Raw genomic sequence first — 10297 nt, 5'->3', positions numbered from 1 at the left:
AACGAAACCTTAACGAAGCTCGGAGCGTTTTACCAATCTTGGTGACCTGTGGATAACCCTCGCAGTTACGCGTTCAATGACAGAGCTGAGGTCCACGGCTTCGCGGTCGTGCTGTTCTTCGACAGGTTCCGCCTGCATATTCGGATCACCGTCTCATCCATTGATGCCCGCCCAGGTGAACCGTGATCCCTGCTGCCAATCCAACCAAGATAATTTTGCGGCGTTCCCCGATACACCCGTTGTTCAATTGAATTGCTGTGTATTATTCCGCTGTTGTCTTTAGGATGAGAGCCATGCCCCTATCATCCTTCGCCAAAGAACTGGAGAACGCCGCCGATAGCATCGCCGACATGTCGCGAGCGGATCTTCCGATCATGCTTCGGCGCGCTGCGTTGATGCTCCGGAACGTCGCCGGCCTCCCGCTAGAGCCAGCAACACAGGACGCACTGAACTCCATTGCCGCTGAAATGAAAATCGGCCGGTCGGAGCTCATTCAGATCGTCTTGCGTGAGTGGCTGGAAACGAATGCTTATCTGCCAGTCCGGATGATTGACGAGGAAAGCGAGACCGACGGGAGCGCTTAGCAACATGGCTCGCAAGGGAATGGTCCGCAGAAAAAGGCCCGTGCCTAAGGGACGGGCCAAATACGTTTCGGGAACAATGCCTAGAGCGGTTATTCTCAGCCGCCCATCTTCTTGGCCATGGCACAGAAATCAGCGTGCGACTTGTTGAGCGTGGTGTCGCCGCAGTCTTTCAGCACCGCCTTTTGTTCATCCGGTTTCATGGACATCCATGCGGTCTTGAAATCCGCTTCCGACCTCAAGGTTTTCATGCCGGCATCCGTGAAGAAAGGTGACATCTTTGCAGGATCATCGAGCGCGGAAGTGGTGCTGCTGCCAGCCAGCGCTGAGCCCGTCATCACTGCGAGCGCCATCGCGCCCATCGTAAGCATTTTGATGCTCATTTTTACCTCCGTTAGTTCTACACGCGCAAAATCGCGTGACCTGGGGAAAAAACGTCGGCGTCTGAACTCTGTTCCCGCATCTCGCCGATTCCGCATCGGCAGCCGTCTGACGCGCGCTGGTGTCGTGGAGAATGGCCGGTGCAGTGAGCAGTCCATCGTGCGGCGACGGACCACTGCGGCCAGCCTAAAGTGCGATCGGCGAACGCGGGCCCATTAACCACCTTCCTGGATAGATCGGACCCCAATGGGGATGCGGGGAGTTTACCTTGCATGGAAAATCACAAGCACAGATTCTATTGTCATATTGAGCGCGACGGATTGTGGGGAGTTTGGGATTGCGTCGCCAACAGGCCGGCAAGGTTGGGCGGTGGCGACGTTCGCGGTTGCACTGCCCAACGGGCTGAAGCTGCGGAACACGTCCTCACGAGAATTTACGACGGCGGACTTGATGCCGTCGCTATCCGCATCGCTGGCATTGTCAGTTCTGCGGGTTCGGCCTGATCGATCCCCGGCAGCCAGGCGCTTACCCAGCCTTAGGGGGGCAGCACCGGTCCAGTGGTGTTCCACCGGATGAACTCGACCTCTTTCCCGGTGACGTCCCGCACGGCCTTCAATAGCACCTCGTGCAGGACGCGCGTCTGCCTGTAGTGGTCGCAATGTGGTGATATGAACGGCTTGATGATGCTTAGGTGCAGCGCTTCCGCTGCCACCAGGAAGCGCTCGATTTCAGCCTGTTATAACTGCTTTGAGGGTTTTGACCTAGCCATTGCGACACCTTTTGAGAGTCGCCCCACCTGAGGACAATATTCCTACCGCGACCGTTCAGTGTAAAGGCTCAAACGTTGAAAAGGTCGTTTGGTCCCACGCCAATTTCGTCAATGATGTCCGGCGTGTTGTTTCGCGGGCTTCCGACCTTCCTGTCAATCGGCCACATCTTCATCAGCTCCGAAGGATATGGCTTCATGAGGTCGCGTGGATCCAGTTCCGGTCCGAGCCAGCGCATGTAATCGGCAGGCGCCAGAATAACCGGCATCCGATCATGGATCGTCGCCATCAACGTATTGGGCTCGCAGGTGACGACAGCGAAGGTCCGGATCAACTCGCCGGTCGCCTTGTCGGCATATTCTTCCCATACTCCAGCCATGGCAAAAGGCTCGTCCTCCGTCATCGCGATAGCGTAAGGCTGCTTTTTCGTGCCCGAACCATCGAGCTTTTGCCATTCGAAATAGCCGTCGACGGGCACCAGGCAACGGCGCGCGGCGTATGCTTTTCGGAACATGCCGTTGCTGGCAATCGTCTCGCACCGCGCATTGACAGGCGGTGGCCGCCCGCCGCCATCGCGCGCCCAGCCGGGAACCAGCCCCCACTTCGCAGAAAGGAAACCGGCCATGCTCGTGGAAAGCTCTTCACGTACAATGATTGGATAGGTCAGGCTGGGCGCGCCATTCCAGACCGGGAACCCGTTGCCCAAACGCTCAACGTCGCCAGGGTGCGCGAACTCGAAGCGCCGCACCATGTCCGGGATGGTCGATTTTACAAAAACGCGTCCACACATTCAGGTCGTCTCATTGACAAGGATCGAGGCCCGCCCAAGATGGGAACGGAGTGAGAACGTATCAAGGTTGTGGTGATGCCGAAGAAGCCAAAGGACGTAATGCTGCCAGCGGTCTCGGGCGTCACAATCGAAATCGATGACCGCGATAATCCCGAGGTCTGCCTTGTCGGGCTATTGACTGCCGAGGGGAAGCGATCCTTCACCCTGAGCGAAAACGGCGCTCGGATGATGGTCAAGGCGTTGCACTCATTTCTCGATCTCCTCGACGGATCTACGTCCGAGACAAAGCCCAAAGGCCCCGCCAACTGAGAATCAGATATGGTCAATCCGCCCAAGCGACAGGACGATTATCAGGACCGAGCCATCGACTGCCAGGAGGCCATGGAGCCAGGCTTTCAGGTGATTGTCGATTGCATGCTGGAGGCGGGATGGACGCGAGGCGAGACATTGCGGGCGCTGAAACGGCTCATAGCGGCCGACAATATGGCTCAGAAAGAGAACGCCAGGCTGGAAACGCAACTCGCAATTGCGCGGGCCATGTTGCGCGCTGGAAAGCCGATTTAAGGTCTGTTGACCTGTTGGGCGTCCCTTGGCCAATGCGTCGATTGCCAGCGGGGGCATAAACTCTTGCACCGACCTGGGAGGAACATGCGTCCGCAGTCGAAGTTCGGAATGCGCTTGGTAAGGAAATCTCCTTGAAACAGCCAAGCAAGGCCCGCCACTGGCTCCGAGACCCGGTGGCGGGCCACCCGCGATTAATCTTTTTCGTAGGGCTGGAACCTGTTTCTGAGATCGAAGTTGGAAATGTGCTTGGTTGAGATTCCCCTCCTCAAATCCAAGCTCTGGTGCAAGTGCAAGGCCCGCCGCTGTAATTGTGTCCTCAGCGGCGGGCTTACTTCGTCAGGCGCTCCACGGTCTCAATGATCGCCTTGGCCAATGCCTCGCCTTCATAGATCGGTTCTGGGCCATAGTAGCCCGTCACCCATTCCTCGCTAGGCAGCACGCCGGCAGGGCATACCTGCTCGATGGCCATTCGGACGAGCTTCAAGGCTGCACGCTGATCGACTGCCACAGGGGAGTTGGGTTCGACGTTCACATGGTGGAGCGGCCGGGGCGTCATGCCTTAGCCTCGCGGATCGCCCGCAAAGTCGCATGGCGTAGCTTGTCCTCGCGCTTAAGGGTCTTCACTCGTCCGACAAGGCCAGGTTTGATCCATTCGGCGTCTGGCTTGTCGGCTCCCTTCGGTGGCGTGCCTTTCCCCTCCTGCACCTTGGCCCACAGGCGTTCTCGCATGGCTTTGGTCAGCGCGATGTGAGCCGATCCGACATAGCGGCGTTCCGCATCGCGGGTTGCCATCAAAGCGAGTGGTGCCGATCCCGGTTTTAGCTGCACGCCTGCCACTTCAAAGTCGACTTCCTCGTAGCATTTGGTTTTCAGCCACGCTTCGGTGTCGCCTGACCGATAAACGCTATCAGGCCGCTTCGACACCATGCCCTCCAGGCCCATTCGATCAACCGCGGCGTAGAAGTCGGCCCCGCCGCCATGCACATGGTGACTGTACTGGATCACGCCTTTGGCAGTCCCGACTAGTTCGAGCAGCTTTTCCCGACGTTCCAGCAGAGGTGCTGGGCGCAGGTTGACCCCGTCCAGGTGCAGTAGATCGAAGGCGACGAAGATAATCCGATCCGGCGCCCATCGCATCGCGGACCGCAGCGAATGGAAATCCGACACGCCCTTCCCGTTGAGGACGATTGCCTCGCCGTCGATGATTGCCGACTTGGGGGAAAGGGTTGCCGCCGCCTCGACAATCATCTTGTACGTCGATGACCAGTCGTAGGCCCCCTCCGGGTGATCGCTCGGGCCGTGCCGTCTCGATTATGATTTGCGTCCGATAGCCATCGTACTTGATTTCGTGAATCCAGTTGTCTCCTGTCGGGGGGACCTCGACAAGCCTGGGAAACATTGGCCTGATGAACTTCAGACGCATGAACTGACCCGCAAGACTGCGTTTCAATTTAGCATGCGCTAAAATGGTTCCGGAACATTTTAGACGATTTGACTGTTTGACAGCCATGGCGAGGCCGTCCGACGTGGACCATCCATTCCCGGCAAGGAGCACGGCGGCGAACCAGCCGATGAGGACGACAACTTCTATACCTGCCCGACGTGCGGACAGCAGGTCGACATGCGCGACTTGCGGCAGGTGATTTGGCACGAGCAGCCAAAGCAAGCCGCTCCTGTTGCTGGTAGATTAGCCGCGCCAGCACATCGGCAGCAGCACCCCTCTCAAAATTGGCGGAACATAATTTAGACCCGTCAGTTGGGAGAACTCATGGGAGGCGCGCGATGTTGCAACGTGAAATCTCCATTGTCTCGGACAGGTCGAAATTGGTGGCGGACTATTCTCTGATCGCCGCCGATATAGCCCAGCGTCTATCTTTGCGCGCTTGCAATGACAACGCTTCCGCCAACGTCCCGTGGGCACCGAAACATTCCGAGGCCCCGACTTCGCCGGCCTCGCACACCCGCCGAGTATTCCTCGACCGATCGTGCTTTAGCCACGATCTATGCGTCGATGGTGGTGGGGATAACGCTGATTCTGGCGTCGGCAGTTTGAGTTACGCGACCTGATGCCGCTCTCCCAGAAACTATCTTCGGTTGAGATGACACTCAAATGCCCCGGATGTGGAAACGAGTTCACCAAGCCAGGGCGTTGGTTCATCGTTGCCGCCCACTATCGGTGCGAAGGTTGCCAGCGTTTACACCGCCTTCCTTATCCAGAAAAGGTGGAACTGTTCGAAAGATACGCCCAAGGGTGTGAAGACGGGCTCGGCAGCATCGACAGTGGGCCCGCACCGCTTGGGTGAGGACCGATGCGGGCCCGGCCAAGGGTTGCCTTTCCTTGGCCAGCAGCGTGCGGGGCGCTGCCGCCAAGAACTGAGCATGAGTAATAAGGTTCCGCTGATACAAAAAAGCCCGCCAGCCGTCAGGCCAGTGGGCAGTTCTCATGGGGAAAGCACCGAATGGGAACAGTGCAATGACCCAATCTCGACAGCGCGGTTTTTGTTGGAACGACCTAGCGTCGTTGCCTTGTAAAACCGTACGGCAACCCTTCCGGCCTTTCGATTTTTGCCCGATGGCTCGCTATCTGCGGCCCTGTCACCTCAAGGTTTAGGCGTGACGCTACCCTGTCACAGATAGTCGATCCACCCAGATGTTACGCCGCAACCGGCGGCGGTGTTACGTTAGTCGAGGTATACCGTGGTGTGCGAGCTGCTCGGCTGGTGGCGTGCGCCTCTCCGTTGCTTGATGTGACTGTCATGGGGCCGCGAGCCGACTGGCAGCTTCCTAGAATCCAGTTGGCAAAAGCGGCCATTCCGCACCGAGCGCCACTTATCGGATCGAAGGTGTTTTCGGCGTCACAGGCCCGCCAACTGGTGTTATGCTACTTCTCACCGCGAGGCTTGAGCTTACGCGCTTGAGGAGGAGGATATGTTAGAGACGCAGCTTCAAAGTCGCAATGGCATGCCGATTGGCGCCGACCTCATCGATGAGTTCGCTTCGGGGTTGGCTGGCCGCCTTATCCGGCTCGCTGATGCCGATTACGACGAGGCACGCCGTATTTGGAACGCGGCAATTGATCGACACCCTGGACTGATCGCACGCTGCCTCGGTGTCGCTGATGTAATCCACGCAGTGAAATTCGCTTCTAAAAACGACCTTCTTGTCGCGGTGCGTGGGGGCGGTCACAATGTCGCCGGGCGCGCGCTCTGCGACAACGGCATCGTGATCGACCTCTCCGCCATGCGTGGCGTGATGGTTGAGCCCAAGACCCAGACCGTGCGAGTTCAGGGCGGCGCGACGCTTGGCGATCTCGACCGAGAGACGCATTTGCATGGGTTGGCGGTGCCGGTCGGCGTCGTCTCTAAGACCGGCGTTGCCGGTCTGACGCTCGGCGGCGGCGTAGGCTGGCTGGTGCGCAAGTACGGACTGAGCTGCGACAATGTGATTTCGTTTGAGCTGGTGACAGCGGAGGGCAACCTGCTGACGGCCAGCATGGAAGAACACCCCGACCTGTTCTGGGCTTTGCGCGGCGGCGGCGGCAATTTCGGCATCGTCACCTGCTTCACCTTCCGGGCGCAGCAAATATCTTCAGTGCTCGGCGGCCTGATCGTTCACGCACGCGACAAGTCCGGTGAGGTGTTGCGCTTCTATCGTGACTTCATGGCCACGGCACCGGAGGAACTGACTGCCTACGCGGCCATGCTGACGACACCGGACGGCATGCCGGCGATCGGCGTAATCGCATGCTGGTGCGGTGACGTGGTAGAAGGCGCACGTGTGCTGGCGCCGCTGCGAGCTTTCGGTCCCCCAATGCTCGATGCCATCCAGCTAATGCCCTTCCCGACGATGCAGAAGCTGCTTGACGGCGCTTTCCCGGACGGCACCCACAATTTCTGGAAGGCGAGCTTCGTTCCGCAACTTACCGACACGATCATAGACCTGCTTGTCGAGCATGGAAATCGCATGAAGTCGCCTCTTTCGGCCTGCATCGTAGAGTTCTATGGCGGCGCGCCAGGCAGGATCAGTCGCGCTGAATCCGCCTTCGCCCAGCGCGGCGCGGAATACAACATAGGAATGACCGCGCAGTGGGTGGATCCGGCCGAAAGCGAAAGGCATATTGCCTGGGTACGCGCCATGTATGATGCGTTCGAGCCGCATTCGAGCGGGATGCACCTTCTGAACTTTCAGAGCGAGCCCGCGGACCAAGTTATCCGCGCCTCATTCGGCGAAAACTACAGACGGCTTGCGGAAGTGAAAAGCAAATACGACCCGACCAACTTTTTTAGCGTCAACCAAAACATCTCGACCGCGACACATTAAGCGCCCTTCGACAAACTGGGGCGAACTGATCGAAAGTTCCCTTGGGGTCAGCATGATCGCGGGCACCTAGGCATAAGCTCGGGGCTATCAGCACCGTGCATCCGGACGGGTCTCCAGAGGCAGCCGTCATACAGGTGACGTTGGGCGACGACCTCAACATCGTGTTCGACAGCTTTCCCGGAAGTCGGAAGCTGGCAAATATCAAACGAGACAGCCGGATCGCCATGGTGATCGGCTGGGATGAAAATGTCACGGTTCAAATCGAAGGCCGGGCCCGACCTGCCAAGGCTAACGAATCACAGCGGTTGAGAGATGTCCACGTTGCCAACTGTCCGCTTGAAGCGGAGTTTCTAAAGCAAGGAGCACAACTTTTTACGATTTCGCCTCGATGGATTCGCTATTCCGATTTCAGAGGCGAGCCGATGGTTTTTGAGCTGTCCGGCAACTCGCTTGCGAAATAGGGATTAGCCCCGCCACCTCTCGGCAGCGGGCCGCCGCCAGGGCTGCCTGTGCAACAAAGGCCGTCGATCTGCGTTGAGGCTCGTCTCAGTGGAGCTTCGACAATGGATCCGGCAACCGCAGCAGTACTGCTTTTACTCTCTTGCAGCCCAGGCGAGGCTGTCGTCTGCAGGCCCATTGATGCCGCGCCGACCACATATGCGTCGCTTGACGTGTGTAAGGCATCTCTGAAAGACAGGCTCGCAGGTGCGCCAAATGGGGAAATCGTCGGACGATGTCATCCCCTCGACGAGACTGTCACCGGTTCCCTGCCCGCCGGGTACACCACCGTTGTTGTCACGCGCGGTGTTGGGAGCAACGCCGTCAGCAATAGCTACATCGTTCAACACAAAGATTAAGGCCCGCCACCTCTCGGCAGCGGGCCAATTCAACAGGATGTTGGATTTCAGGCGTTGCCCGCCGGGCGGTACGCCTTCATGTCCGCCGCCCCTTGGCGGTTCAGGTGTTCCCTCACCGGCTTAAGGACAGACGTTGGATGGGTCGGCGTCATGTGCACAGATCGCCAGCCGTGCAGCTCCTTTGGTTTTCTGCGCAACGGTCTTTCCCCTAGCTGGATTTAGCTATCCCCCTACGGTTGGGTAGGGACTTCAGTCTCAATTGAGCAATCGCTAATATGCCTATAACTTAGGCAGCGCGGGGGACGATCCCTAAGAGCTATCCCGCAATGGCCGGTGCGGCCCACGCTTTCCAACCTAAGCGTCCCCGCACCGGCCATTCTTTTGAGTCTACGGCTGGGTAGCGCCTAGCGGCTCGCTTTTGGCCTTGATTTGTTCTGGCCGTTGCAACTAGGCGCAATCCCGCAGTAGCGGAGCCGCGCAAAGTCCTCGCTAGTTTCACCTTACGTTCCTGTCCGACTGCCGATAATCGCCACCAAAGCACAAACCCTTGGAAGGGGCAGCCCTGGGGGCGGTAGTCGGCACGATCAGGCAGACCAAAAGCGGGTTGAGCGACCGTGCCGACCATAGCTGGGCACGAGGGTGGGCCTAATGTCCAGGCTCCATATGCTACCGGTACACTGGTCTTGCTACAACTACGCCTGATGGCCTATGTCGCGCTTGAAAATCGAAGTCGCATGGCGATCTGGACGCTACGCAAACCGCACTGCCTAGAATCCTAAAGGGAACTCACCTTCAAGTGGCACATTGACCCTCTGAGCGGTCGATTCAAAAGGATGTAGCCGCTTACACAGGGTCCGCCGCCGGCGCCCCAATAGGCGGCGGGCTCACCCTCAGTGGCTTTCAACGTAGAGCAAGAAGCCCGCCTCGCCTCATTCACGGCGAAATGGTTAGCAGGCGTAACCACATCGAAGGCTCGCCAAAGGACCTCTTCTATACTCGTGGGAGTCGAATCCACGAGCGGAATGCGCACCGGCCAGCCGTTGACCATCTGGAAGACACCACCGACGTCCTTGGACCACGCCAAGGCGCGTCTAACGACAAGAGGCGCATAGGTCGCGATGACCACATGGGGCTGCCTGTAGTATGTGGAGGTCATTACACGTTCGACATACTTGCGCTGCCAGTTCGGGTGAAGGCTCCTCGGGTTCGTCGATGAGGAAAACAGGCTAATGGCCTCGCTCCGCGGTGCTTAGGAACACCAGCGATGAAATCAGTGACAATTCGCCTGAGCTGACGTCTTTCAATTCGATCATCAGCCCATCTCGGCGCTCAAGATGTACCTGGATCGGCTCGCGTAGAAAATCGTGCTGCCGAAGCCAGCGCTCGTTCCTGAGCACTGCTTAGAAATCGCGACCTAATGAGAACGACAGCTTAGGGTCCGTCTGGTCTGACCAAACCACTTGCTTGGGTTGGACGGAATGGCGGCCTCCTGATCCAAAGAGAGCACGCTCTCAAAATCCAGAACCTGTCGTCCAGTGTTGACGGCGGAGAAACCGAACCTCGGGTGGTATCCGCAGTAATTGAGAACCGCTCCGGCTTCATAGAAGCTCGCGCTGGATTCACGGAAGGACGCAGCAATGGCCTGCTTTATTACAGAGCGGGGTGAGTTGAAGGCCGGGATACGACGCAAGTTCCGAATGCCCGCAAATCTGTCTCGTGCAGTGTTCGAGACGACCGTGAGGTCCGTCGGATTTGTAGAGGTTCCCCTCGCACGACTTCCTTGCGCCGGTGAGCACCGCGCCGCCTGGCCCGTTCCACCAGCCCAGCCGCATGAAGCTGCGTCTCGATGAAGGGGTAGCCCCAGTTGAAGTCATGATCGCGCAGCAGGTATTCGTGGAAATGCTTCACGTTCCAGCCAAGGTAGTGGTGGCGATAAAGTTCCAGCATCTCCTCGACCCCCTCCGCGGCACCCGGCGCGTCGAAAGCTTGCCCAAACGCCGGTCGAGCAACCCAGCCTCCCCCGCCTCTTCGTAACGC

The 10297-nt window shown here is 58.4% G+C and carries 10 protein-coding genes and 1 pseudogene; 5 read left to right on the top strand and 6 right to left on the bottom strand.

The annotated features are described in order from the left end of the window. The first annotated feature begins 293 nt into the window (after positions 1-293). A complete protein-coding gene (locus EN879_RS11975; protein ID WP_063170623.1) occupies positions 294-584 on the top strand; it encodes a hypothetical protein in 291 nt (96 codons plus the stop codon). 95 nt (positions 585-679) lie between these two features. Here EN879_RS11975 and EN879_RS11970 read toward each other — a convergent pair whose 3' ends face one another. The 3 genes from EN879_RS11970 to EN879_RS11960 all read right to left on the bottom strand — a co-directional run bounded on the left by EN879_RS11970 (position 680) and on the right by EN879_RS11960 (position 2519). Then, entirely contained in the window at positions 680-964 is a 285-nt protein-coding gene (locus tag EN879_RS11970) for a hypothetical protein (protein ID WP_013525246.1), read from the bottom strand. Positions 965-1497: 533 nt separating this feature from the next. Continuing rightward, the gene (locus tag EN879_RS39870) at positions 1498-1689 is read right to left on the bottom strand and encodes a hypothetical protein (protein WP_244507026.1); all 192 of its coding nucleotides are present in this window, start codon (positions 1687-1689) and stop codon (positions 1498-1500) included. 110 nt (positions 1690-1799) lie between these two features. Beyond that, entirely contained in the window at positions 1800-2519 is a 720-nt protein-coding gene (locus tag EN879_RS11960; RefSeq protein WP_063170624.1) for an SOS response-associated peptidase, read from the bottom strand. A 75-nt stretch (positions 2520-2594) separates the two neighbouring features. Here EN879_RS11960 and EN879_RS11955 point away from each other — a divergent pair, with 75 nt between their 5' ends. Next, complete coding sequence (locus tag EN879_RS11955; protein WP_013525244.1) at positions 2595-2828, top strand: hypothetical protein; 234 nt, start codon at positions 2595-2597, stop codon at positions 2826-2828. 9 nt (positions 2829-2837) lie between these two features. Then, positions 2838-3083, top strand: a complete 246-nt coding sequence (locus EN879_RS40725) for a hypothetical protein (RefSeq protein ID WP_013525243.1) — start codon at positions 2838-2840, stop codon at positions 3081-3083. A 328-nt stretch (positions 3084-3411) separates the two neighbouring features. Here EN879_RS40725 and EN879_RS39865 read toward each other — a convergent pair whose 3' ends face one another. Together EN879_RS39865 and EN879_RS11940 are read right to left on the bottom strand one after the other, a co-directional pair. After that, positions 3412-3552 carry a hypothetical protein gene (locus EN879_RS39865; protein ID WP_244507019.1) on the bottom strand — a complete coding sequence of 47 codons (141 nt, stop codon included), beginning with the start codon at positions 3550-3552 and terminating at the stop codon, positions 3412-3414. An 83-nt stretch (positions 3553-3635) separates the two neighbouring features. Beyond that, positions 3636-4331: an ATP-dependent DNA ligase gene (locus EN879_RS11940; RefSeq protein WP_245493813.1), complete on the bottom strand. Its 696-nt coding sequence runs from the start codon at positions 4329-4331 to the stop codon at positions 3636-3638. Positions 4332-6011: 1680 nt separating this feature from the next. On the opposite strand from EN879_RS11940, the gene EN879_RS11920 reads away from it, so the two are divergent. Beyond that, positions 6012-7403: an FAD-binding oxidoreductase gene (locus tag EN879_RS11920; protein ID WP_013525274.1), complete on the top strand. Its 1392-nt coding sequence runs from the start codon at positions 6012-6014 to the stop codon at positions 7401-7403. 80 nt (positions 7404-7483) lie between these two features. Beyond that, positions 7484-7864, top strand: a pseudogene (locus tag EN879_RS11915) (pyridoxamine 5'-phosphate oxidase family protein); the annotation flags it as partial. 2046 nt (positions 7865-9910) lie between these two features. Here the strand turns inward: EN879_RS11915 and EN879_RS39370 are convergent. Then, positions 9911-10297, bottom strand: a 387-nt coding sequence (locus EN879_RS39370; protein ID WP_206520935.1) for a hypothetical protein, incomplete at its 5' end; no start/stop codon positions are given.

This window comes from Mesorhizobium sp. M7A.F.Ca.AU.002.02.1.1 (genome assembly GCF_003998535.1).
GTDB lineage: Bacteria > Pseudomonadota > Alphaproteobacteria > Rhizobiales > Rhizobiaceae > Mesorhizobium > Mesorhizobium ciceri.
Note: the sequence above shows the minus strand (reverse complement) of the source record. Positions and strands in the feature narration are given on the sequence as shown.